We start from the raw sequence: 24,050 nt of genomic DNA on the forward strand, positions 1-24,050 counted from the left end.
ATAACTTATTTTGCCATTATTCATACAGTAGTACGTTTTTGTCGAAAACCATTTGGATGGACTACCTCTAAAATACCTATACGCTCTAATTGGAGTAAATATTCATGAACTGGGTTTTTTGTTTTGTTAACTAACGGAAAATGATGAGAAGGATGAAGATGAAACTGTACTAAATGTATCGCTTGATTTAATGTAAAATAATCATTCGTTAATAAGATATCAATATAGATTCTCGATTGCCAAATCCATGGTGAACTATTCATACGAAATTGGGTTGATATAGGAAGGTAAACAAACGAAGGTAAATCTTGAATATGATATTGATGAATGTATAACCATTGACGCCAAGCTATTTCTTGTTTTTGATATGGGGAAACTGGCCTCAACCGCCATTTTTCTTTATGTTTTAGCCAGGAAGCATGACATGTGTTTCTATTATGATACCTCGGGTGAAACATTTCTTGCCAACTTAGAGAATGGATGGTAAAACTTTTTAGAATTCCAAATGTTTTTGTTCTCGTAAAAAACGTAATGTCCTGATAAACAATCATTCTCTTCGTATTTGAACAGTAATAAAAAATAGATAATGGATAAGAAGGATGGAATTGATGGAAGAAAGGATGTTCATTTGTTCTTATTTTGAGGGAATGCTGATCGATTCGCTTTAATTTATTGGCACCTAAGATCCAAATTGGTATAATGCCTCTCGATTGATAACCTTTCGTTCTCATTCTGACCTCTTCTCTTGAGATGGAAGCACATTGATATTCTATAGCAATTTGTTTTTCACCTATTTGTAAAAATAAATCCGGTCGTTGATTGATATTTGGAAGAAAATACTCTAAATCAACTTGATAACCTTGTTTCTTTAGCCATTCATATAAATCTTTTTTTCCATTCTCATGATAACTGCTTTCTCCTGAGTGGATACATTCGCTTTTGGCTTTATGTGCAAAGTGTGGCGTATTCTTTACTCCAGCTTTAATGATTACAAGCTCCTTACAACTGGGACAATAAAATGTTTCTTTTCTTCTTTTTTGTATTTGTTGACGATTCATTTTCCAAATGGGAACAACCTCTCCGTTATGATTGAAAGCATTCAACAAAAAATCACCTCCATATAGATAAGATTCTACATAAAGGTGATTTTTCCTGCTTTATTCTACAGACGTATCTGGAATAGAATTTTTTATAAAAAAGGCTAATACAAAACCGACAGTAGAAATAATACCTGCAACCAAGAACGAAATATTGACCCCAAAAAGCATACCTGACAATCCTTGAGCTGGTATTGCTTGATTCATCATGATCGATACCAGTAATGCTGTACCAATCGCTCCTGACATTTGTCGCATTGTATTATTCATAGCTGTACCGTGTGGTATCAAGCCATCAGGTAATTGATTTAAACCTGCAGTGGTAACGGGCATCATAACCATAGCGATCCCGAACATACGAAATGCATTAACAACGGTTATATAAAGAAAGCTTGTTTCTGTTGTTAAAATCGAAAACAGAAAAGTAGTTACGGTTAACAGTCCTAGTCCTATTACAGCAAGCCATCTGCCTCCATACTTGTCGAATAGCCGACCAGTAACTGGGTTCATCAGTCCCATTAAAACAGCACCTGGTAACAAAGCTAATCCGGATTCAAAGGCCGAAAAACCTAGATAGTCTTGCATCATAATCGGTAAGATAATTGCTCCACCAATCATCGATAAAAAGGATATCATACCGATGCCAGTTGTCAGGGTAAACATGTTGTATTTAAAAATCCTAAATTCTAAAATAGGCTTTTCTAATCTTAATTGACGGCGGATAAAGAAGAATAAAGTAACAGCACCAACAATTAACGGCATATAAACCATTGGACTTAGCCAACCATGATTAATATCCCCAGCCATACTGAATCCGTACAACAAACCACCAAAACCGAGTGTAGATAAAATAATTGATGTAATATCAACTCGAGGAAACGTTTGTTTTGTGACATTCGCTAAAATCTTATAAGCAACAATAAGATCGATGATAGCAATTGGCAATACAACGTAAAAAAGGCTGCGCCAAGGAAAATGTTCAACTAACCATCCAGATAGTGTTGGACCAATCGCAGGGGCAAATGCGATTACTAAGCCAAACATCCCCATGGCAGAACCACGCTTTTCGATTGGAAAGACTAAAAACATAATGGTCTGCATCAAGGGCATCATGATCCCAGCACCAGCCGCCTGCAAGATTCTCCCTACCATTAAAACGGAAAAACCTGGGGCAAGTGCAGCTACGAGTGTCCCAAGTGCAAAGCTCCCCATTGCAGTTAAAAATAATGCTCTGGTTGTAAAACGTTCAATTAAAAAAGCTGTGACGGGAATCATAATCCCGTTTACAAGCATAAAAATCGATTGTAACCACTGAGCTGTAGCCGCATCGATTTCTAGATCTTTCATAATATGAGGTAAGGCTGTACCAAGTAATGTTTGATTTAAAATTGCAATAAATGCGCCTGAAATTAACACAATCATTAATGGTACGCGATTTATTCTTGTTGGATTGCTAGTCATATTTCTCCTTCTTTCTTCCAAATTAAACACAAACACTATCATAACATAAACTATTTCGGAAATCGAAATAATTTGCACAAAATTATTTTCCTCTTCTTATTCTAACCTTTTAAGCGAGACTTCAATCCGGGGGAAAGCCCACCCAGTCTTTTTAGTAGTAATTTTGAAATGGATAATAAATTTAAAATCCGCTCCGGCTTGTCCACTTCACTTTCCAAGGGGCTTGTCTTCAGCTAACTTTTGTAAAGAAGTTCACTTTACAAAAGTGGATCTTCAGATCAAGCTGATCCCTGAGGAGTCGAAGTGGCCGCCTGCGCTAAATAATGCACTACAATGGGGGTAAGTAGTGATACGGTGTCTTTTATTTCATAATGTTAATAAAACCTCTACAAAGTTAGCTGTCATAACCGTTGTAGAACCACTCTATAGCGTGGGCCGTCCGCTTCTACTCCTGTGGCATCTGTTTTCACTGAAGATCCACTTTTTCATGCGGTTTTTGCTTGAAAAAGTTAGCTGAAGGGAAAACACCACTGCATAGAAAACACTACGAAAGCTTGCTTGAGTAGATGTTGCACTTGTGCCAGTGGTAAAAGAGAAGTGGATAGCCGAAGCGGTTGACCTACATACTACATCTCAAAATGACTACTTTGATAACAAATGTCTTGATACCGCTGATTATATGCTTTCCTTGCTTAAGAAAAAAACTAAGCATCCTATCAGATACTTAGTTAACGAGTAAAATGTTCTTTTACAGATTGAAGAGCATTTTCTTCAAAAATAACCTTGCCATATTCTTCAACAATAAACATCGTTACGGTGGATTCTTGTCCATACTCCAGAATTTGACTAATTAAATCTTCTTGTTCATCATCTGTAAGATAATCTTCGTCAAACCTTGTAATCAGCATATACTGATTATTAAAATAATATAAGTGGTCTCTCATACCAATCGCTGATTCGAAGACATAGCTCAGTTGAATCACATCTTCTAATTCTTTAAAGCTGACCACTACGACAAAATCCTGCCCATACTGATTTTCAATTTCTGGTGTTTCTTTTTCAGTGGGACCGAATTTTTCTTCTAGAAGTGATTCAATTTTATCATCAACTGGCATATCAATGGTTTTTCCTGATTCAGTAGGAAGTTGAAGATTCTGCCCGTCTTTAGAAATTTGTGCTTTTGTCACAACTATTTCTAGTCCTTTTTCGAGAGCTTGAACCTGAATCCATAGTGGACCATCAATTTGAAATTCTTCCTCATTATAATTAACTTCATCCATCACTTGCCAGAATAATTGTTCGCTTTTTTCTCTATTGTACCAAATTTCCTCTCGATCAAAACCGCGGTCTTCAATGTCCATGTACGAAATGTAAAATTTGATTGTATTTTCATTAATTCTTTCTATTTCCATTTGGTAACTCTCCCTTCTTGATAAGTGATTGGGTTGGAAGGGATCACTGTTCATCTATCTAAACCCTTATTATAACTTATACCCTTTGAACATCCCCTTGAAATTTGAAAAAGGATGTTACCTCTATTGTATGATAATTACTTCATATTTGAAAACATAAAAACTTAAAAATTTGAACTAATTTTAAGAATTCGTATTATTTATCGATTGTAGCTTATTATAACCCTTTTGTCACTAGTTATATGCTTCAATTTAATGAATAATCATTGATTATTCATTAAATAATTAGTAAAAAAAGCAGATCTCATAATTAAGATCTGCTTTTCTTTTTAGTTAACCATTCTTTGTGCTTCTCGTAATTGGAACGTACGAACAGTACGCGGTAAGAATCGGCGTATTTCATCTTCGTTATAGCCTACTTGCAATCTCTTCTCATCCAAAATAATTGGTCTTCTTAATAATCCAGGATTATCCTGAATCAATTGAAATAAATCTTTTAATGGAAGTTGATCCAAGTTTACATTTAATTTCTGGAATACTTTAGAACGTGTAGAAATAATCTCATCTGTTCCATCTTCCGTCATACGCAGAATTTCCTTGATCTCGTCTAGTGATAATGGTTCTGAGAAAATATTACGTTCCATAAATGGAATGTCATGTTCCTCTAGCCATGCTTTCGCTTTTCGGCATGATGTACAACTTGGCGAGGTATAAAGTGTTACCATGTAACTTCACTCCTCAAATTTAAATTATTTATAATATAGATGTCAGCCACTTACACCTTTTATTACATTAAAATAAGTTTAATCTACTGTCTATGTACTAATTATACTATAACTTGTCGCGGAATGATAGAGCCTTGTATGTTTTTATTCACTTTTTCCACATTCTCACCGTTACCTAGAGTATACCCTTTCCCAAAATGGATAAACACATTTTGACTTTTTTTATTATTTTTTTTTCTTTTCATCTAATACATCGAAAATATTATCTGTTTCTCGATCATCATTGTAAGTCAATACTTCTTCAACCGGTTGATAAGACTTTCCATATACCTCTTGATCCTTGTAAGTATGAATATCTTCATACATTTTTTTCATTTGTTCATAAATTTCTTCTTCGTTTTCCCCTCGTGGTGACCAGTAAAGTATCTCTAACGTATTTGCTTCATCTGTTGCTAGTGATTTGCGGGTATATCCAATGGAGACCGCGTGTTTAAAGCCCTCTCTTTGATAAAACCGCAGACGTTTTGTCGAGTCACTATCTTGATAATCAAATGGTTCAACTTCTAAGATAATTGGTTTACTCTTTTGTTTTAATTTGTCGATTATTTGATGACCAATACCTTTTCCTCGAGATTCTTTAGATACATAGACATAATCAATAAAAATAAATGTAGGAAACTCTGCATACATTAAAACATGGTGAGGTCCTTCGTCTTTATAATAAACATCACTTTTCTCATTTAAGAGTAACTCCATGTGTTGTTGTGACTTCATTTCCTCTACAGGGAAATATTGATTTAATTTTTTATACCAATCCATATACTTGATCTCCCCCTTTTGTTAGTTTTTTAATTTTCAGAGAGTCACTTTCATTTTACCCTGTTTTCCTTATATTAATCGTGGCTATATCAAATTATAGAAAAGACCTCACAAGTCAGTGAGGCTAATCTAATGGGGTGTAATCTACACCTTCTGTGTACGTGTTCCCTGCATTCCAGAGTAAGAATTCTTTAATTCCATTTTCATTTAATGCTCTTATTTGAGCTTCAACTTCCTCTACTCCGTACTGAAAAGTGGAACCACTATACAACCAGGGAGCCTCAAAATCTTGTATCCATGGCCTTGAAACAGGTGGATTATCCAGTGCATCTAATACTTTGTTTTCTACTTTTGCATATTCATCAACTAAACGATATGGTTCTTTGTCAGGAAAATCTATTCCAAAATATGGAGTCCAATGACTTGGGTATATCATGGACGATATGACGTCGACATTGTCTGAAATTCTTGAAAAATTCTGTCCTATACCTGGGGTTTCCTCGATAGTTGCTGCGTAGCCAAAAATATCTACGGAAACATCGACATTATAATACTCTAATTCTTCCCTAGCATATGCTACAAAGTCCGTTACAGCCTCCACGCGCTTTTTGACATCAGTAAGGTCTGCATCTTTATAGTCTCCCATATCATATTCCAATTCTTTGTCGCGTTTCTCGAACCCTTCAGGGAAACGTACATAATCAAATTGAATTTCACGAAAGCCAAGTTCTGCTGCTTGTTTCGCAATGTCAATGTTGTAATCCCATACTTCTTTTTGAAAAGGACTGACAAACGCTTCGTTCTTACCATTAGTCCACACCTCACCATTCTTAGTAAAAGAAAGGTCGGGTCTAGCTTTTGCTAAAGCAGGGTCTTTAAAGACAACAATTCGTGCAATTGGATATATACCTTTTGCCTCTAACTTTTTCAATACCTCTTTAGGGTCCTTAATAAAGTTCTTCGCTACACCTTCATAAGGTAACTCTTCCTCAGGTTTATATGTAATAAATCCTTTATCTTCTTTAATATCAATTACCATTGAATTTAGTTCTGTAGAATCTACTAAATCTACTAATTTTTCGAATCGACTTCCACCTGCAGAATGACCTGTAACGTATATTCCTCTTACCGCATCCGGGTATTCAAATTTTAAATCGGACACAAAGGAGAAACGAACGAACGCATCTGGTAAATCACGCTTTTCCACTTTAACCTGACTATTTTGATGAACTTGTGCTGTTAATACTGACTCTTTCTCATCTTCTGCACTAACTGTTAAGCACATCATTAATAAGAAAAACATCGTAATTGCTAAGCTGACTGAAATTTTTATGTACTTACGCATAACCATCAATCTCCTAAATATTTTTATGTACAATTACATTATATAGAATTCATCTTACTTTTTGTTAATATTCTAGAAAATAAATTAAAATTTTTTTATCTATAGAGATATTTAGATTATCACTTTTTCCAAATGATTATACGTTTATAGCGAAAAACCTGTTTCTCGCAACTGAAACAGGTTTTTTTACTATTTTTTCAAAAAGCCATTCGCACCTTGAATCGTTTGTTTATAAGCTTTACCTTCTTCTTCTGTACATAAGACCCAGTGCCCTGGCGATATTTCACGAAATTCTGCATTTTGAGTGTCATGCATATTAGGATCATAAACAATTCTTTTACGATTTCGTTCAAAGTCTGGGTCTGGTAATGGAATCGCAGATAAAAGCGACTTAGTATATGGATGTAGCGGTTTGTTATATAACTCTTCACTATCTGCTAACTCCACTATTCTCCCGAAATACATCACAGCTATGCGATCACTGATGTATTTAACCATGGAGAGATCATGGGCTATAAATAAATATGTTAGTTTATGTTCTTTTTGCAATTCCTTCATCAAATTAACCACTTGCGCCTGAATGGAAACATCTAACGCTGATATTGGCTCATCAGCAATTATAAACTCTGGATCTACCGCTAATGCTCTTGCGATACCAATACGCTGGCGTTGGCCTCCACTAAATTCATGGGGATAACGGGAAGCATGTTCCTTATTTAAACCAACCGTTTCAAGTAATTCCTGAACGCGGGCTGTTTTATCTTTCTCATTCTTAATTAATCCATGAATGTCAATTCCCTCAGAGATAATTTCCTTGACTGTCATTCTTGGATTAAGTGAAGCGTACGGATCTTGAAAAATCATTTGCATTTGACGATTAAACTGCTTTAAATTTTTCTTTGACTTTTTCCCATGAACGTCGATTCCATTAAACTTAACTTCACCACTTGTTGCATCATATAAACGAATAATTGTTCTACCAGTTGTCGATTTTCCACAGCCTGATTCCCCAACCAAGCCAAAGGTTTCACCGCGGTAAATGTCGAAACTAATGCCATTTACTGCTTTAATAACTCCTTTTTTTCCTGTTTGAAAATGCTGTTTTAAATTTTTTACTTCTAGTAATTTTTCTTTATCCATCAATCACGCACCTCCTCTACAGAGGATTTATTTCTTCTTGCGTCACTTATCCGTTTTTTTACTGCTTGTGGAGGATTAACATCGGGTGCATCTTCATGAAGCAACCATGTCGCAGCATAATGTGTATCCGAAACTTTAAACATTGGTGGCTCTTCCTCCAGATCGATTTGCATGATGTATTCATTACGAGCCGCAAAGGCATCCCCTTTTGGTGGATGGATTAAGTCAGGAGGTGTACCAGGAATAGCTATTAACTTCTCTTCTTCACTATCCACTGTCGGCATAGACCCTAATAATCCCCACGTATAAGGATGTTTTGGATTATAAAATACATCGTCTACTGTACCAATTTCAACAATTTTACCGGCATACATAACTGCTACCCGGTCTGCTACATTAGCAACGACTCCCAAATCATGGGTAATGAAAATAATAGAAGTATCCATTTTTTCTTGTATATCTTTCATCAATTCTAATATTTGTGCCTGAATCGTTACATCTAAAGCTGTCGTAGGTTCATCTGCAATCAAAATCTTCGGATTACATGCTAAAGCTATAGCGATAACAACTCTCTGTCTCATTCCCCCTGAGAACTGGTGTGGATACTGATCGATTCGCTTTACAGGATCTGGAATACCTACTAATTCCAACAATTCCAGTGCACGTTTTTTTGCATTCGTCTTCGATAAATTTTGATGTAAAATTAAGCCTTCCATGATCTGTTTACCAATTTTCATTGTTGGGTTTAGCGAAGTCATCGGATCCTGAAAAATCATCGACAGATCTTTTCCGCGTATCTTTTGCATTTGTTTTTCGGTAAGCTTAGCTAAATCTTTATCTTCAAAAAGAATTTCTCCTTTTGGAATTTTTCCTGCTGGTTTTGCAACTAGGCCCATTAAAGCTTTTGTTGTAACGGACTTTCCTGAACCCGATTCTCCAACAATTGCTAAAGTTTCACCTTTTTTCAAAGAGAAATTAACCCCACGAACGGCTTGTACTTTTCCACCATAAGTATCAAACGTCACATGTAAATTTCGAACATCTAATATTGAGTCATCCATTTTTATACCCCTTTCCTTCTATCGTCTCATTTTCGGATCTAAGGCATCACGCATACCATCCGCTAAAATATTAAAGCCAATCATTAGCAATGAAATGATCACAGCTGGGAATAAAAGCATATATGGAAAAACACGATAATCGTCAAATGCCGTGTCAATTAATGTCCCTAGCGAAGCATAAGGAGGTTGTAATCCTAACCCAATAAAACTTAAAAATGCTTCGAAGAAAATGGCACTAGGTATCGTGAACATTGTATTGATAATAATCACACTTGTTACGTTTGGAATTAAGTGTTTCATTAGAATCCGTTTGTCGTTTGCTCCCAATGTACGTGCAGCTAGAATAAATTCCTGATTTTTAAGTTTTAATACTTGTCCACGTACGATTCGTGCCATTCCAATCCATCCTGTTATGGTCAGAGCAATCGTTATAGCTATTAAACCTGGATCTAATAACATAATGAAAAGAATAACGACAACTAAATTTGGTATACCGGATAGTATTTCAATGATTCGTTGCATCACATTATCGGTTCGTCCGCCGTAGTATCCTGAAATACCTCCATATAGAACACCCACTACCATATCAATTAATGCCGCAAGCAAACCGATATATAGAGATATTTGTGTTCCCTTCCAGATCCGTGTCCATAAATCTCTACCCATACTATCGGTACCAAACCAATAATACTCATCCTCCAAGCCACGAGCAGCATAAATATCTACTTCCATAGCTACCGTCATGTAGCCATTATCACTTTCTTCTGCTGGAAGAATAACTTCAGAATCAAGAAGAAATTCCTCATCAATCTCGTAACCTTCTAACCCACGTGTAATTGCATCTTCTTTCGTACTGCCTTGTACCTCATACGTTTGCTTTCCATCCAAGCCAAGCCATTCCAACCCTTGTACTTTCGGTGGCATGTAGGCTAGATCATAATTAGGATCATCAAATTCATACTTATTCATAAAAGGACCCACGAGAGCAAGTAATATAATAAAGGCTAATACAAATAAGCCAATAATAGCACCTTTATTTTTTCGAAGACGCAGCCAAGCATCCTTCCAATAGGAGATTTGGGGACGAGTTAATTGTTCGCCCGCATCATCTTTTAGTTGGATGCGTTCGAACTGTTCAGGATTATAGTTATGATCTTTATCCATTAGTCCTTACCTCCTGTTAAACGAATTCTTGGATCAATTAAACCATATAGAAGATCCACAACTAAAATAACGACAACAAATAATACAGAGAACAACATCGTAGTTCCCATAATTACCGGATAATCATTTACACTAATAGACCTGACAAACTGTTCTCCAATTCCAGGAACAGCAAAGATTTGCTCGATTACTAAAGTACCAGTCATTAAGCTTACCGTCATTGGCCCTAATACCGTTATAACTGGAATTAAGGCATTTCTTAAGGCGTGCTTAAACATAATTGTATTGTTTGAAACTCCTTTTGCTCGTGCCAGTTCAATATAATCAGATCCTAATACTTCTAACATTTCTGTACGCATAAATCTCGCGCAAATCGCCATTGGAAAAATCATTAGAGCCACAGTTGGTAAAACAGTATAAATAGGTCCTTCCCAGAATGATGGTGGGAATATTCGCCATTGTACTGCAAAATAATATTGTAACAGTCCTGCAAAGACAAATGATGGTATGGAAATACCGATTACAGCAATCACATTTGAAGAATAATCAACCCACGTATTGTGTCGAATGGCAGCAACCATACCTAAAATAATTCCCAAAATCGAACCGATTACCAATGCTTGTGCACCTAAGTGTGCTGATGGCCCTAATCGATCAAGTATAATACTTGTGACTGAACGATTATCATATTGAAATGACACGCCTAAATCTCCCTGTACCATATTACTAATATACCTTGCGTACTGAACAGGAACGGGATCATTTAATCCATATTCTTCTAACAGTATTTCTTCTTGCTCTGCTGTCATTTTCCCACCTAATTCATTAAAAGGAGAACCAGGTAAAAATTGCATCAGAACAAATGTCGCACTTGCGATTATAAATAATGTGATTAACATATAAATGATTCGTTGAATAATGTACTTGGCCATCATTTCCACCTCCTAAATAAAAAGAGTTAACTGAAGTTCACTAAATATTCAAACAATTATGAGAACAGGACAAAAGAGAGTATAGCAATCCAACAGATATGCTATACTCCCTTTCCCTCATGCTCAAATCAGATTAGATTATCTTATTTGTCAAGTTCAACATATTTAAAGCTATAATCATTACCAAATGGATTTAATTGATCCATTCCTTTAACATATTCTTTAGAGAGTACGGACGTTTTACGTTGCATAATTGGCGCAATAGCAGCATCTTCCAGTGCAATTTTTTCTGCTTCTTGCATTGCTTCAAAACGTTCAACTGGTTTGGTCGCTAATTCTCCTTTTGCAGCATTAACAAGTTCGTCATACTCCTCATTCGAGTAGCTAATATCGTTGTTTTCACCGTCTGTTATCCAAAGGTCTACAAAGGAAATAGCATCCTTGTAGTCAGGACCCCAACCAGAGACTGCTAACTCATAGTCTTGTTCACGCATAATGTCAAGTTGCTGTGCCCAAGGTACATTTACAGTTTCAATTGTTAAACCTTCAAGGTTCTTTTCTAATTCTGTTTTCATGATTTCACTAATATTTTTAGCTACATCACTATCACCACTTAAGAAGCTTAGTGTTATTTCTTCAAATCCTAATTCTTTTTTTGCTGTATTCCATGCTTCTTTTGCAGCTTCTACATCATAAGCTAATACGTCACTGCCTGTTTGGAAGTCTTCTCCTGTTTCAGGATGTTCTACAAAATTCTCAGGTACAAAGAAATTAACAGGATTAGAGTCATTACCGTAAACAACATCAATATATGCTTGCTTATCAAAAGCTTTTGCTAATGCAGTTCTAAAGTTTAGATTTTGCATTTCCTCGCCAGCAGATTCGGATGCTTGATTCATTTTCATCCAGAATACACTTGTTTCAGCTAATGAATTAAATTCAGGGCTTGTTTGATTATCTTTTACTTGTGCCCCTGATAAAGTAACGCGGTCTAGTTCTCCAACTTCATAGTTAGATAACGCTGTATCTGCTTCTTTAATAACTTTAACAGAAATACCATCTAAAGCTACGTTTTCAGCATCCCAATAATCTTCGTTCTTTTCTAATTCCCAACCAGCTTCAGCGTTCCATTCTGTCATTTTAAATGGACCATTGGAAAGGATATTCTCTGGTGCTAAAGCAAAGTCATCTCCTTGTTCTTCCACAAATGCCTGATTCATTGGTAAGAACGTTGGAAACGCTGCATATGATTCAAAATATGGGACTGGTTTTTCCAATTCCACAACAAATGTATAGTCATCTGGAGCGCTAACTGCTAATTCAGATGGCTCTAAGTCACCACCATATATTTCTGCAGCATTTTTAAGCTTTCCGCTCATTAAGTAATTTGCATAAAATGATTTATTATCTGGGTTAATCGCACGTTGCCAGCCATAAACGAAATCATGTGCTGTTACAGGTTCACCGTTTTCCCATTGTGCATCTTCACGTAAATGGAATGTATAGGTCAATCCATCTTCACTAACTTCTGTTTCCTCTTTTTTAGCAATACCTGAAACGATTTTACCTTCAGGCGCTAAACGATATAAGCCTTCGTATACTGTATCCGTATATTGAATGGATACATTATCTTCTGCCATGATTGGATCCATTGTTGGAATATCAGAAGTGGATGAAATACGTAAAACGTTTTCTCCCTCTGTTCCTTCTAGTTGTTCTTCAGCGTCTTTTTCCTGTGAACTGTCCTGTGCATCTTCGTTATTGGTACCGTTTTCAAAAGAACACGCTGTCAGTACTAAAGTTAAAATAAAAGTTAATACTAATAAAAACAATTTAGTTTGTCTCATCTTGTGATACCCCCTTATGTTTTAAATTTTTCGACTAACTTCACATTTAACATGTTACAGTTAAGTTTCAGTTATTTCACTATACTTTTTGAACTATTTTTACAAAAACGGTAATAAACGGTTGTTACATTAACAAAAATAGTATTTTTTTCTTATTTTTTTCCAAAGAATTGATACCAATTAAAAAATAAGTAATAATACGTATATAGAAAGGAAGATATAATTGCAAAAATATCATAAACCTATGATTTTTTTCTTCATTCATGTCTTAGCATGCCTAACTGTTACACTTCTTATTCATCAAAAAATGATATTAATTAATTTGATTAATACTATTTTCTATTTAGCAATAGCTTATTTAAGTATAGGATTATATTTATATGTAGTTTCAAAGCGTTTTTTTGATATCACAGCCAAAAGTTTTAAACGAATATTTTCTAGTCATAAAGATTCAAATTTTATAAGTGATAAGCAAAGACTTCCATCCGAACAGGTAAATAAAAAAGTTATCCATTTCTTTCTATTACATGGAACTATACTTAATTTCTTTATGCTATTACTTTTAATTTTTTATTATCTCTAAAGATGCTTGAAAAATAATTAAAAATTCTATATAATTCAATAAAATATATTGTTAAGAAAATGAAAAACGGATTACTCGATTGCCACTAGTTAAAGAGAGCCTAATCATGCTGAAAGTAGGTACTATGCATTGAGGAATTTGGGGTTTTTCGATAATATTTTCTGTGTATCTAGGCATTACTAGTAACGGATAAGTGATCACACAAGTTGTGATAACAAGGGTGGCACCGCGGTTCATTCGTCCCTTAACAAGGGAGAAGAATGGGCTTTTTTTATGTAAAAAAATTCAATGAAGCAAGACTATAGGAATTTGAAATTCCTACTAGTTTTTTGTTTGCGTTACTTTTATACCATATTAATCATTTATTATAGAGGTGAAGGAAATGAAAAAAATTTTTTCGGGCATTCAGCCAAGCGGAACGTTAACATTAGGTAACTATTTAGGTGCTATGAAGCACTTCGTTGCACTTCAGGAAGAAAATGAGTGTTACTTTTGTGTGGTAGACGAACATGCGATAACAGTACCACAGGATCGTTTAAAACTACGCGAAAACATTAAATCTTTAGCAGCCTTGTATATTGCATCAGGTATTGATCCTGATAAATCAGTACTTTTCATTCAATCTGAAGTTTCAGCACATACTCAATTAGGTTGGATGTTACAAACGGTAAGTTACATAGGTGAACTAGAGCGAATGACACAATTTAAGGACAAGTCAAAAGGTAAAGAAGCTGTATCAGCAGGATTATTAACCTATCCCCCTCTGATGGCAGCGGACATCCTCCTTTACAATACGGATATTGTACCGGTTGGTGAAGATCAAAAACAGCACTTAGAATTAACACGTGATTTAGCTCAACGTTTTAACCACCGATATAATGACATTTTCACTGTACCTGAGATAAGTATCCCTAAAGTTGGTGCTCGTATTATGTCATTGCAAGAACCAACGAAAAAAATGAGTAAATCTGATGATAATCAAAAGGCATCTATTTTTATGTTGGATACAGAAAAACAAATTGAAAAGAAGATTAAAAGTGCCGTTACGGATTCTGAGGGTATTGTGAAATACGATAAGGAAAATAAACCAGGGGTTAGTAATTTATTAACCATTTATGCTAGTTGTACAGGGGAATCGATAGCAGATCTGGAACTTAAATATCAGAATAAAGGTTACGGAGAATTCAAACAGGATACTGCAGATGCAGTTATTAACGCATTGCGTCCAATACAAGAGCGTTATTATCAACTAATAGAATCTGAGGAATTAGACGCTTTATTAGACCAAGGTGCTGACAAAGCAAACTTTGCTGCAACCAAAATGCTACGAAAAGCAAAAAAAGCTATGGGACTAGGCAGAGTGAAAAAGAAGAAAAAGTAAGAGGTTAGGACATAAATATTTAATTAACTTAAAACAAACAATTCTATCTGTATAGTTATGTAATATACGGATACTGCGACATAAAACATAACCCGCGGTATTATTGACATGATGTATGAGTGTGGTATCCGCTTCGGCTTGGTCACTCCCCTTCCCATGGGGTTTTTCCTTCAGCTAACTTTTCCAAGCAAAAACCGCATGGAAAAGTAGATCTTCAGGAAAAACGAGTCCCATAGGAGTTGGAGTGGCCGCCTACGCTCAATGAGATTCTACAACAATGACAAATGGTACCTCTTCTATATCCTACTTAAAAAAGATAGTCGAAAAAGTTAATATGATTATTCTGGTCTAAGTTGTCGAGTAAATCTAAGCGAAGGCGTCCACTTTCACTCCTGCGGGATGTTTTTATCCGAAGATTCACTTTGGTAAGTGGTCTTTGCTTACCAAAGTTAGCTGAGGAGAAAAACCCGCGGAAAGGGAAGTGGACAGCCGTAGCGAATATTTAGTAAATCACTCATTTCAAAATTACTACTTCGACTATTTAGTGACACATCAGTTATTGCGTAGTATCTTTCTAATACGCAGAAAATCCAAACGTTTCGGTGGATAGCTTTCGAATCGTTTGGATTTTTGAAATTAAAATATTCTTTTGTCCCACCCTCTATTATACTTCTATACGTTTGACTGGGAATCTTTTCATGAACGCAAGGATTTTGTTGAATAAGGTTGTTGTTCTCTTTCCCAGATGTCTTCGTAGAAGGTTTGACCTTTGATAATTTGTTTGCAGAATTCTTCGTGCCTTTCACTCCAGCCTTCAACCAATTCTTGATATAGTGAATCCCACACCTGTTTATACGACATTCCTTTAATCTCCGAATAATTCTCCGGCGACCATTCGGTGAGCCAATACCTTACTTCCTGTATACTATTCCCTACTTCTAATTGATCTAATGCAATCATTAACAATTGCTTTAGCTGTCGTTCTTTTCTTGTTAATCCTACCATATATTTTGGTGGTAATGATAAAATGTGAAATTCCTTATCTGTATAATTAGGAATCTTAAAAGTTTTCGCTGTTCTTCCTTGTATTAAATCCAATACTAACCGTTCTTGGCGCGGAATTAACTTGCTTTTCCTAATAGGTATATGATATCCCATCGTATCGAAAGCTAGAATAGACTTGCCATCGGTTATCACACACGCATAATCCACTACTTTTCGTTCCTGATTCTTTCGAATATAAGCTCGTTGATAGATTTGATCTAACATGGTTTGGGGGATATCTTGCAGGTCATTTTCAATATACTGAAAAGTTTGGTCATCGATGAATAGCACAGGAGCTTGATCGAGAATTTCAATACCATCAGATTTTCGCCATTCATGAAATGAACAGATATTATAACCATTCTCCTCACCTTCAAACCAATTGACCCATACATCATGTACATACAACATATGACGAACCCTCACTTTAGCTAATCTGTTTATCCAACAGTATGACCATTAGAGATTAATTTATTCTTTTCTTGTAATTATTTAACAGAAAGTAGTGACATTTTTCGGACAGAGATTCCCATAATTACTATTCCTATCAGAAAAAAATAACATTCAATTTTTGTTTGGATAATAGCTAGATAATCCAGAATGGTTATACCAGCAGGGATAAAATTCAAATAAAGGATAATTGAAATCCCCCCGGAAATCGATAAACCAAATCCAACTAAAAAAATCAGAACATAAATCACACCCAACCGCCCCTTAACCGTTTATAAAAGTATATGTACAAGCTGTAAATCTATTACTAAAGATAAAAGCGTATGAAACTCCATCAAACGCGAACATAATAACTAAACATTTGAAGGATTATGTGACATAACTTAGGTATCCATTTTGAAATGATATATGTGCGTGGTAACCGCTTCGGCTTGCCCACTTCCCTTTCCATGGGGTTTTCCCTTCAGCTAACTTTTCCAAGCAAAAACCGCATGGAAAAGTGGATCTTCATGGAAAACGATCCCACAGGAGTGGAAGTGGCCGCCTGTGCTGAATGAAACTCTACAAATATTGCAAATGCTAGCATTTTGGATTATTACAGATATGAACTTATTTTGTTAATTATGTTAGTAATTTAAAGACAATTCCATAGACGATATGGAATAACGCCAAAACGCCAACATGATTATTCTTGCTTTAGTTGTAGAGCATTAAAAAGCGCAGGTGTCCGTTTCCACTCCTGCGGGAAGTTTTTATCCGAAGATCCACTTTTTAAGCGACCTGTGCTTAAAAAGTTAGCTGAGGAGAAAAACCCGCGGAAAGGGAAACGGACAAGCCGGAGCGATTGGTACGCAGTTCTAAAATCTCATAATTACCACCAAAGTTATGTCGTATAATCCTGCTTTTATGCAACAAAAAACCGATCGATCTAAATTCTTTGGAGAATTTGAATCGGTCGGTTTTTATTTTTATCGATTTATCCTTGATATTTTTTAAAGGCTAGTGTTACATTATGCCCACCAAAGCCTAAGGAGTTACTTATCGCTATATTTACTTCTTTTTCGATTGCCTTGTTTGGTACATAATTAAGATCACATGCTTCATCAGGTGTTTCATAATTAATCGTTGGCGGGAGAATGCTATCTTGAATAGCCTTTACACAGGCGATCGACTCAATTGCACCTGCTGCACCTAACAAATGTCCTGTCATTGACTTTGTAGAAGAAACATTGAATTGATAAGCATGATCTTTGAAGACAGTCTTAATAGCTTGCGTCTCAAACGAATCATTATATTCCGTACTCGTTCCATGAGCATTCACATAGTCAACCTCTTCAGGTGAAATGCCTGCATCATCAATTGCTTGTTGCATTGCTCGTGCAGCCCCCTCCCCTTCTGGAGCCGGTGACGTAATGTGATAGGCGTCACCTGATGCACCATAGCCAACTATTTCAGCATAGATGGTCGCACCACGCTTTTGTGCCGATTCTAATGATTCAATCACCAAAATGCCTGCACCTTCACCCATCACGAAACCATCGCGATTTTTATCAAATGGTCTGCTGGCTGTCTTCGGATCATCATTAAATGATAGTGCTTTGGCAGTTGAAAATCCTGCGAATGACATTGGAGTCAGCGGCGCTTCTGCTCCACCTGTTATCATATAATCCGCATCTCCACGCTCAATTACTTTGAAGGCATCACCAATCGAGTTCGCACCAGAAGCACATGCCGTTACTGAACAGTTATTTATCCCTTTTGCTCCTAGTTGAATCGAAACCTGTCCTGCTGCCATGTCCGGGATTAACATCGGAACGAAGAATGGACTAACACGGCGATATCCTTTTTCCATGAATTTTCTAAATTGCTCGTCATATGTTGCCATCCCACCAATACCAGAACCGATCCATACCCCTACACGCGGCGCAATTTCATCGGTAATATTTAGGTTAGCGTCTTCTACTGCCATTTTTGCTGCTCCTACCGCATACTGTGTGAATAAATCCATTCTTTTAGCTTCTTTTTTCTCCATGTAATCGGTTGGATCCCAATCTTTAATCTCGCCAGCCACTTTTGCTGGAAAGTCGTCTCTATTTACTTTCGTAACATAATCGATCCCAGAAGTACCTGATTTTAAATGATCCCAGAATTGATTCACTTCATTGCCTAATGGCGTTACCGCACCCATACCAGTAATAACTACACGATTTTTTTTCATTTCGATTCCTCCCTTTTTCTTCTATTTTCCCCATTTTAAGGCGACAGCTCCCCATGTTAGGCCTCCACCGAAGCCAACAAGGACAACTAAATCATTTTCTTTTATTTTACCGTTTTTTACACCTTCAGACAAAGCAATCGGTATCGATGCTGCTGACGTGTTTCCATACTTATTGACATTGACCGCCATTCGATCTTCAGCAATACCTAAACGCTGTCTAGCTGCTTCCATAATTCTAATATTTGCTTGGTGTGGTATTAAATAATTTACATCTTCTTTATCATATCCTGCCTTTTCGACAACATGTACTGAAGATTCCGGCATTTGTCGAACAGCGAATTTGAATACTTCTCTTCCATTCATAAAAATATAATCATCATTTTGTGCCAAATGCTGACCACCACTGCCATCTGCACCTAACTCAAACGATAGTACTCCTTTATCTTCACTAACTGGCCCCATTATAGCTGCCCCTGCTCCATCACCGAATAAAACACAAGTATTGCGATCGTTCCAATCGGTAATCTTCGATAATTTTTCAGCACCTACTATAAGAACGTGCTTATATGCTCCAGTTTCAATAAATTGTTTTGCAGTAATCATACCATACATAAATCCTGCACAAGCAGCACTGATATCCATGGCTGCTGCCTTTTTGGCCTGTAAACGATCCTGCAATTTACATGCAACTGTTGGAAAAGGCTGATCAGGTGTAACGGTTGCTACTAGTATTAGGTCAAGATCTTCTCCTGTTAATCCTGCTTCTTTCAATGCCTGATCTGCTGCTTTAAAAGCCAAATCTGATGTATCTTCATTATCTGCTGCGATTCGTCGCTCTTCTATACCCGTTCTCGTGCGAATCCATTCATCACTTGTATCTACAATTTGTTCCATATCTTTGTTGGTTAGTATTTTTTCAGGTACAAAATGTCCGGTACCTAAAACCCCTGCTTTCATCATTATTATCCTTCCTCTCAAAGGAATTATTATCAAATATTAAGACTTGGTACTAATTTTATCGTAAACTTTCGTTCTTTTCAAGTTAAATTTATCGAATTCACCCAGCCAGTGTCATCATTTATTCATACTATATAGTATTGGAGGGATTTCTCATGAGCGAGCAACAACAAACAAATCGTTTTGATGACATGATGTTCGGTAAACGCCAATCAAAGGAAAGTACGGTAAAAGAATCAGAAGAATCAAAGGAATCATTCGATTTTTTTCAAACGATACAGTTAGTAAATGATACCTATCAAAAATTGTCTCCATTAAAAAAGTTAATAAAAAACCCATTTAAGTAATTAGCAATTACATTATTCTTTTTTTAATGTGGAAAGTCGATGCTTTCTTAAAGAAACTAGCAATTAGCAAATGCTCTAACTGCTAGTTTCTATCACATTCTTCCGTACTATTTATAGTAAATCTTACTTTTGATGTGGCAACAGACCACTGTCGATATACTCTGAAATAATATCCTTTAAATTCTCTGTAAAACGTTCTGGTAAATGACTACTATATGGTCCCATGGAGATAACTTTTTCTGAAAAACCAAAGTTATAAATGCCACCTTCTAATTCTCCCTTTTGTAACTGGTCTATGGCATAAACATAAAGTTTATCTATATGTTGAATCGTACTTGTTAATACAGACTGTCCACCGAGATCTTGTTGATCATTGACATATCCTATGGAGTAAATCCCATCATGCATCACATTTTCAACAATCGACACGCTGTAAGCATCACCTGCAGGATAAATAACATCAACATTTTGATTAACCATCTTTTCATAATGCTCCAAGGCTAAATCTTTCTCATCCCAATCATATACATATTGAATGTCAACCTTAGCATCACTATTCTGATATAGTACGCCTTCATAAAAGCCTTCTACTTCTGGCTGCCACTCATATGCTGCGATAATGCCGACACGGTTTGACTCGGTCATTTCACCTGCAATCATTCCTGCGAAAAAGCCCATCGACAAAGAGTTGAAATTTAAGCTGATTAAATTATCGTCTGAATAGCCTCCGTTCACATAAACAAACGTTATATCTGGATAAGAATCCTTAATCTGATTAAAGTACTCCCCAAAAGTACTACTATGACCTATAATAACTTGAACACCTTGGTTTGATAATTCTTCTACAGCAATATTTACTTGTTGTTGCGTTTGCACACCTTCACGAAAGTAAACATCCATATCAAATTCTTCCTGAATATCCAACAACCCTCGGTACCCTTTGTTTCCCCATGTTTGGTCATGAATGGTATTCTCAATTAACATGCCTACGCGTTCAATTTCTTCACCATTTGCATTGGACTGACAACCGGATAATAACGTAAGCGTTATGAATATGATAAAAATAATAGCTAATGTAGTGATTAATTTTTTCAAAATCCGCACTCCTTAGGCAATGGCTTTTACGAACATAGTTACTCTTAGGACTATTTTATCGTTTACTTTACTATCCGTAAACCGCGAAATCATTACAAATTGATTACAAATGTGAAGAAACACCCACAAAAATACGGTTCACACCGTATTCACATTTTAAATAGATCCACATATTTTTATTTATTTTATCAAAAAATTTTGGTAAACTATAAAGTGAAACTACAAACAGTGGGACACCCACTAGTTGTTAGCGAAACTTATCAGGAAATTGTCGTTCGTTTGGTATTATGGACAGTTAGTAATCGTGACAAAGTAAGCATTCACTCTTTGGTAAGTACGCAGGGGTATACATATTGATAATAAAATTTTTTTGATACAAAATAGATAGAGAGGTGAGATGATGAAATATTTTGCAACGATTTTTTGGGCAGTTATAATTTTAACAGTTGTATCATATGTATTAACAAGTATGGGTGGTCAAGCATTTAATCTGCCGTCAGCTATTTCCGTTGCTGCGATTTTTGCTATTGCTGCTATAGTTTTAGGTGATGGGATTTTAAAAGAAGACGAATAAGATTGCCTCCAATTAGTGAGCAATCTTGTGAAGCTGAATAAGCATTAATCACTTTCGACCTAACAGATACCCCTTGTCATCATATAGTGACAAGGGGTATCTTTATGATAAGCAATCTGTAGGGGGATATCTATATGGAAGAGATTTTCGTTTTAGTTAAATATTTATTTTTAGGTCTTTTGCAAGGTTTCACTGAACCTATTCCTATTTCTTCAAGTGGACACTTAGTAATGGCTAAAGATTTATTAGGATTAGCAGGAGTGGATAATTTATCATTTGAAGTGTTAGTTAATTTTGGTTCTCTTATCGCTGTTTTAATTATTTATTGGAAAGACATCGTTAAAATTGCGAAGAATGGGATTAATTATATTGTTACAAAAAATAAAGAGTACCATGATGATTTTATGTTTATTATTTATTTAGTTGTTGCCACAATCCCAGCAGCGATAATTGGATTATTGTTTGAAGATATGATTGCCGACACCTTTGCAGGTAAGGCTAAAATGATTGGAATTACCTTATTTATTACTGGTATTGCTTTATGGATCATTCGAAACCTGAGAGGAACTAAAAATGATGGCGGACTAACAATAAAAGATGCAGTAATTGTTGGTCTTGCTCAAGCAGTAGCATTAATCCCGGGTATCAGTCGATCTGGTGCAACAATTGTTGCTGCGATGTTGTTAGGCATGAAACAGGAAACTGCATTACGTTTCTCATTTTTAATGTTTATTCCAGTTAGTGTCGGAACAATGGTGTTGTCCGTTGGAGATGTCGTGCAGGATGAGAATTTCAATACCATGTGGATTCCTTATGCAATCGCATTTTTCGCTGCTCTGGTGGCGACTTATTATTCGCTTCGATGGTTTATGAATGTCATGGCTAATGGAAATTTGAAGTATTTTGCTTTTTATTGCTTTATCGTAGGTATTATTGCGTTTTTTCTCCTATAGAAACTAACGGAGGTGACATGCATGAGACAACAAGCGATCGAAGAAATTTTAAAAACGATTCCAATCTTTAAAGAATTAGCAGATGTTGAAATTATTGCATTAAAAAACATTGCCAATACGAAACGTTATCAGAAACAGACACATGTATTTATGCAAGAAGATCAACTAACGAATGTCTATTTTATCCTTGAGGGTAAAATCAAAATTTATAAAAATGACCTAAATGGAAAAGAACAGATTGTCAACATTTTGCATAAAGGAGATATGTTTCCACATCAAGGATTTTTTCGACATGATAATTACCCTGCACATGCAGAAGTAATAGAACCTAGTATGCTTATATTTATCCCAAAACATAAATTTGAACAATTCTTAACCGAGTACCCTCAAACTAGTGTGAAAGTGTTTCGTGTTTTAGGAGATATGATTGTTGATTTACAAAAACGTCTAGAAGAACAAATCCTTAATACCACGCAAGAGCAAATCATGATGTTATTATTACGGTTAGTTAAAAAGCATGGAACGGAAAATAATAGTGGACAAACATTACTAGTTAAACAATTCTCTAACACAGAATTAGCAAATATGATTGGAACTACTCGTGAAACAATCAGCAGAACCATAAGTCAATTAAAAAAAGATCAGATTATTGAATTCACTAATCAGAAAAGTTGGATAATTGACGTGGAATTAATTGAAGATAAATTATTTAAAATAAAATAATTTATCCTAAAGTAGTGTTCTTGAAGAGATCTGTGATACCCAAAAAAAACCGGGAAAGCCAACTCTGTCTTTTTAGTAGTAATTTTGAAATGGATAATAGATTTAAAACCCGCTTCGGCTTGCCCACTTCGCTTTCCAAGGGGCGCGTCTTCAGCTAACTTTTTCATGCGGTTTTTGCTTGAAAAAGTTAGCTGAAGGGAAAACGCCACGGCATAGAAAACACTACGAAAGCTTGCTTGAGTAGATGTTGCACTTGTGCCCGTGGTAAAAGAGAAGTGGACAGTCGGAGCGGAGGATTACTACACACTTTTTCTTGCTTACAAAAAAACACACTTGCTAAGATGCAAGTGTGTTTTTCTTCATTCATCAATCTGGAATACCGAGAGCGATTTTTGCATATCTTGACATACGGTCTTTAGACCATGGTGGATTCCATACAATATCCACTTCGGTGTCTTTGACTTCAGGAAGATCCTCCATTACACGTTTCACATCTTGCTCAATATGACCTGCAAGAGGACAGCCCATTGCTGTTAACGTCATCGTAACTGTTGCAATCCCTTCGTCATCAAGGTCCACACCATATACAAGACCTAAATTGACAATATCTATTCCAAGCTCCGGGTCAATCACATTTTCCAAAGCTCCCATTAAATTTTCTTCTAATGCCTGATCCATATATATACCTCCTTCAAACTCTTACCTCTATTATAAAACATATT

The 24,050-nt window shown here is 35.9% G+C and carries 23 protein-coding genes; 6 read left to right on the forward strand and 17 right to left on the reverse strand.

The genetic code is table 11. From position 1 onward, the window contains the following. Nucleotides 1–20 precede the first annotated feature (20 nt). The 11 genes from BUC25_RS00455 to BUC25_RS00505 all read right to left on the reverse strand — a co-directional run bounded on the left by BUC25_RS00455 (nt 21) and on the right by BUC25_RS00505 (nt 13,003). Nucleotides 21–1,106 (reverse strand): competence protein CoiA, encoded by a 1,086-nt coding sequence (locus tag BUC25_RS00455; protein WP_073198632.1) that lies wholly within the window; start codon nt 1,104–1,106, stop codon nt 21–23. 51 nt (nt 1,107–1,157) lie between these two features. After that, nucleotides 1,158–2,558, reverse strand: coding sequence for an MDR family MFS transporter (locus BUC25_RS00460; RefSeq protein WP_073200368.1), 1,401 nt, complete (start codon nt 2,556–2,558; stop codon nt 1,158–1,160). A 728-nt stretch (nt 2,559–3,286) separates the two neighbouring features. Continuing rightward, nucleotides 3,287–3,970, reverse strand: a complete 684-nt coding sequence (gene mecA, locus BUC25_RS00465) for an adaptor protein MecA (RefSeq protein ID WP_073198634.1) — start codon at nt 3,968–3,970, stop codon at nt 3,287–3,289. Between the two features lie 329 nt (nt 3,971–4,299). Then, nucleotides 4,300–4,695 carry a transcriptional regulator SpxA gene (spxA, locus tag BUC25_RS00470; RefSeq protein WP_058308136.1) on the reverse strand — a complete coding sequence of 132 codons (396 nt, stop codon included), beginning with the start codon at nt 4,693–4,695 and terminating at the stop codon, nt 4,300–4,302. 225 nt (nt 4,696–4,920) lie between these two features. After that, nucleotides 4,921–5,514 carry a GNAT family N-acetyltransferase gene (locus BUC25_RS00475; RefSeq protein ID WP_073198636.1) on the reverse strand — a complete coding sequence of 198 codons (594 nt, stop codon included), beginning with the start codon at nt 5,512–5,514 and terminating at the stop codon, nt 4,921–4,923. 124 nt (nt 5,515–5,638) lie between these two features. After that, nucleotides 5,639–6,859: a putative glycoside hydrolase gene (locus BUC25_RS00480; RefSeq protein ID WP_073198638.1), complete on the reverse strand. Its 1,221-nt coding sequence runs from the start codon at nt 6,857–6,859 to the stop codon at nt 5,639–5,641. 189 nt (nt 6,860–7,048) lie between these two features. After that, complete coding sequence (locus BUC25_RS00485) at nt 7,049–7,999, reverse strand: ABC transporter ATP-binding protein (protein ID WP_073198640.1); 951 nt, start codon at nt 7,997–7,999, stop codon at nt 7,049–7,051. After that, nucleotides 7,999–9,060, reverse strand: coding sequence for an ABC transporter ATP-binding protein (locus BUC25_RS00490; RefSeq protein ID WP_073198641.1), 1,062 nt, complete (start codon nt 9,058–9,060; stop codon nt 7,999–8,001). Before BUC25_RS00490 ends, BUC25_RS00485 begins: the two co-directional genes overlap by 1 nt. Nucleotides 9,061–9,078: 18 nt before the next feature. Then, nucleotides 9,079–10,224 carry an oligopeptide ABC transporter permease gene (gene opp3C, locus BUC25_RS00495; protein WP_073198643.1) on the reverse strand — a complete coding sequence of 382 codons (1,146 nt, stop codon included), beginning with the start codon at nt 10,222–10,224 and terminating at the stop codon, nt 9,079–9,081. Next, complete coding sequence (opp3b, locus tag BUC25_RS00500; RefSeq protein WP_073198645.1) at nt 10,224–11,156, reverse strand: oligopeptide ABC transporter permease; 933 nt, start codon at nt 11,154–11,156, stop codon at nt 10,224–10,226. The genes opp3C and opp3b overlap by 1 nt, the downstream gene beginning before the upstream one ends. A 143-nt stretch (nt 11,157–11,299) precedes the next feature. Continuing rightward, nucleotides 11,300–13,003: a peptide ABC transporter substrate-binding protein gene (locus BUC25_RS00505; protein WP_073198647.1), complete on the reverse strand. Its 1,704-nt coding sequence runs from the start codon at nt 13,001–13,003 to the stop codon at nt 11,300–11,302. A 307-nt stretch (nt 13,004–13,310) separates the two neighbouring features. On the opposite strand from BUC25_RS00505, the gene BUC25_RS19790 reads away from it, so the two are divergent. Further along, entirely contained in the window at nt 13,311–13,586 is a 276-nt protein-coding gene (locus tag BUC25_RS19790) for a DUF3899 domain-containing protein (protein ID WP_425292866.1), read from the forward strand. A gap of 382 nt (nt 13,587–13,968) precedes the next feature. Continuing rightward, nucleotides 13,969–14,967, forward strand: a complete 999-nt coding sequence (gene trpS / locus BUC25_RS00515; RefSeq protein ID WP_073198649.1) for a tryptophan--tRNA ligase — start codon at nt 13,969–13,971, stop codon at nt 14,965–14,967. A gap of 696 nt (nt 14,968–15,663) precedes the next feature. On the opposite strand, the gene BUC25_RS00520 is transcribed toward trpS, so the two are convergent. The 4 genes from BUC25_RS00520 to BUC25_RS00535 all read right to left on the reverse strand — a co-directional run bounded on the left by BUC25_RS00520 (nt 15,664) and on the right by BUC25_RS00535 (nt 19,636). After that, the gene (locus tag BUC25_RS00520; RefSeq protein WP_073198651.1) at nt 15,664–16,422 is read right to left on the reverse strand and encodes a DUF3603 family protein; all 759 of its coding nucleotides are present in this window, start codon (nt 16,420–16,422) and stop codon (nt 15,664–15,666) included. 77 nt (nt 16,423–16,499) lie between these two features. Next, entirely contained in the window at nt 16,500–16,712 is a 213-nt protein-coding gene (locus BUC25_RS19910) for a YuzI family membrane protein (RefSeq protein ID WP_073198653.1), read from the reverse strand. 725 nt (nt 16,713–17,437) lie between these two features. Then, nucleotides 17,438–18,679 carry a beta-ketoacyl-ACP synthase II gene (gene fabF, locus BUC25_RS00530; protein WP_073198655.1) on the reverse strand — a complete coding sequence of 414 codons (1,242 nt, stop codon included), beginning with the start codon at nt 18,677–18,679 and terminating at the stop codon, nt 17,438–17,440. Between the two features lie 21 nt (nt 18,680–18,700). After that, on the reverse strand, nt 18,701–19,636 hold the full coding sequence (locus tag BUC25_RS00535; protein WP_073200372.1) for a beta-ketoacyl-ACP synthase III: 936 nt from the start codon (nt 19,634–19,636) through the stop codon (nt 18,701–18,703). 155 nt (nt 19,637–19,791) lie between these two features. Between BUC25_RS00535 and BUC25_RS00540 the strand changes: the two genes are divergently transcribed. After that, nucleotides 19,792–19,983 carry a hypothetical protein gene (locus BUC25_RS00540; protein WP_073198657.1) on the forward strand — a complete coding sequence of 64 codons (192 nt, stop codon included), beginning with the start codon at nt 19,792–19,794 and terminating at the stop codon, nt 19,981–19,983. 123 nt (nt 19,984–20,106) lie between these two features. Here the strand turns inward: BUC25_RS00540 and BUC25_RS00545 are convergent, their stop codons facing one another. Then, entirely contained in the window at nt 20,107–21,078 is a 972-nt protein-coding gene (locus BUC25_RS00545) for a BMP family ABC transporter substrate-binding protein (RefSeq protein ID WP_073198660.1), read from the reverse strand. Between the two features lie 400 nt (nt 21,079–21,478). Between BUC25_RS00545 and BUC25_RS00550 the strand changes: the two genes are divergently transcribed. The 3 genes from BUC25_RS00550 (at nt 21,479) to BUC25_RS00560 (ending at nt 23,328) form a co-directional block, all read left to right on the forward strand. Then, nucleotides 21,479–21,652 (forward strand): DUF2929 family protein, encoded by a 174-nt coding sequence (locus BUC25_RS00550; protein WP_073198662.1) that lies wholly within the window; start codon nt 21,479–21,481, stop codon nt 21,650–21,652. Between the two features lie 134 nt (nt 21,653–21,786). After that, a complete protein-coding gene (locus BUC25_RS00555; RefSeq protein ID WP_073198665.1) occupies nt 21,787–22,605 on the forward strand; it encodes an undecaprenyl-diphosphate phosphatase in 819 nt (272 codons plus the stop codon). A 21-nt stretch (nt 22,606–22,626) separates the two neighbouring features. After that, nucleotides 22,627–23,328, forward strand: a complete 702-nt coding sequence (locus BUC25_RS00560) for a Crp/Fnr family transcriptional regulator (RefSeq protein WP_073198667.1) — start codon at nt 22,627–22,629, stop codon at nt 23,326–23,328. 366 nt (nt 23,329–23,694) lie between these two features. Here the strand turns inward: BUC25_RS00560 and BUC25_RS00565 are convergent, their stop codons facing one another. Further along, a complete protein-coding gene (locus BUC25_RS00565) occupies nt 23,695–24,006 on the reverse strand; it encodes a metal-sulfur cluster assembly factor (protein WP_073198669.1) in 312 nt (103 codons plus the stop codon). Nucleotides 24,007–24,050: the final 44 nt, after the last annotated feature.

The sequence above is a fragment of the Gracilibacillus kekensis genome (assembly GCF_900143085.1).
Taxonomy (GTDB): domain Bacteria; phylum Bacillota; class Bacilli; order Bacillales; family Amphibacillaceae; genus Gracilibacillus; species Gracilibacillus kekensis.

Excerpts from the sequence above, each read along its gene's own strand:
- BUC25_RS00460 (WP_073200368.1), bottom strand. The coding sequence starts at position 2,558 with ATGACTAGCAATCCAACAAGAATAAATCGCGTACCATTAATGATTGTG.
- mecA (WP_073198634.1), bottom strand. The coding sequence starts at position 3,970 with ATGGAAATAGAAAGAATTAATGAAAATACAATCAAATTTTACATTTCG.
- spxA (WP_058308136.1), bottom strand. The coding sequence starts at position 4,695 with ATGGTAACACTTTATACCTCGCCAAGTTGTACATCATGCCGAAAAGCG.
- BUC25_RS00475 (WP_073198636.1), bottom strand. The coding sequence starts at position 5,514 with ATGGATTGGTATAAAAAATTAAATCAATATTTCCCTGTAGAGGAAATG.
- BUC25_RS00480 (WP_073198638.1), bottom strand. The coding sequence starts at position 6,859 with ATGCGTAAGTACATAAAAATTTCAGTCAGCTTAGCAATTACGATGTTT.
- BUC25_RS00485 (WP_073198640.1), bottom strand. The coding sequence starts at position 7,999 with ATGGATAAAGAAAAATTACTAGAAGTAAAAAATTTAAAACAGCATTTT.
- BUC25_RS00490 (WP_073198641.1), bottom strand. The coding sequence starts at position 9,060 with ATGGATGACTCAATATTAGATGTTCGAAATTTACATGTGACGTTTGAT.
- opp3C (WP_073198643.1), bottom strand. The coding sequence starts at position 10,224 with ATGGATAAAGATCATAACTATAATCCTGAACAGTTCGAACGCATCCAA.
- opp3b (WP_073198645.1), bottom strand. The coding sequence starts at position 11,156 with ATGGCCAAGTACATTATTCAACGAATCATTTATATGTTAATCACATTA.
- BUC25_RS00505 (WP_073198647.1), bottom strand. The coding sequence starts at position 13,003 with ATGAGACAAACTAAATTGTTTTTATTAGTATTAACTTTTATTTTAACT.
- BUC25_RS19790 (WP_425292866.1), top strand. The coding sequence starts at position 13,311 with ATGATATTAATTAATTTGATTAATACTATTTTCTATTTAGCAATAGCT.
- trpS (WP_073198649.1), top strand. The coding sequence starts at position 13,969 with ATGAAAAAAATTTTTTCGGGCATTCAGCCAAGCGGAACGTTAACATTA.
- BUC25_RS00520 (WP_073198651.1), bottom strand. The coding sequence starts at position 16,422 with ATGTTGTATGTACATGATGTATGGGTCAATTGGTTTGAAGGTGAGGAG.
- fabF (WP_073198655.1), bottom strand. The coding sequence starts at position 18,679 with ATGAAAAAAAATCGTGTAGTTATTACTGGTATGGGTGCGGTAACGCCA.
- BUC25_RS00535 (WP_073200372.1), bottom strand. The coding sequence starts at position 19,636 with ATGAAAGCAGGGGTTTTAGGTACCGGACATTTTGTACCTGAAAAAATA.
- BUC25_RS00540 (WP_073198657.1), top strand. The coding sequence starts at position 19,792 with ATGAGCGAGCAACAACAAACAAATCGTTTTGATGACATGATGTTCGGT.
- BUC25_RS00550 (WP_073198662.1), top strand. The coding sequence starts at position 21,479 with ATGAAATATTTTGCAACGATTTTTTGGGCAGTTATAATTTTAACAGTT.
- BUC25_RS00555 (WP_073198665.1), top strand. The coding sequence starts at position 21,787 with ATGGAAGAGATTTTCGTTTTAGTTAAATATTTATTTTTAGGTCTTTTG.
- BUC25_RS00560 (WP_073198667.1), top strand. The coding sequence starts at position 22,627 with ATGAGACAACAAGCGATCGAAGAAATTTTAAAAACGATTCCAATCTTT.
- BUC25_RS00565 (WP_073198669.1), bottom strand. The coding sequence starts at position 24,006 with ATGGATCAGGCATTAGAAGAAAATTTAATGGGAGCTTTGGAAAATGTG.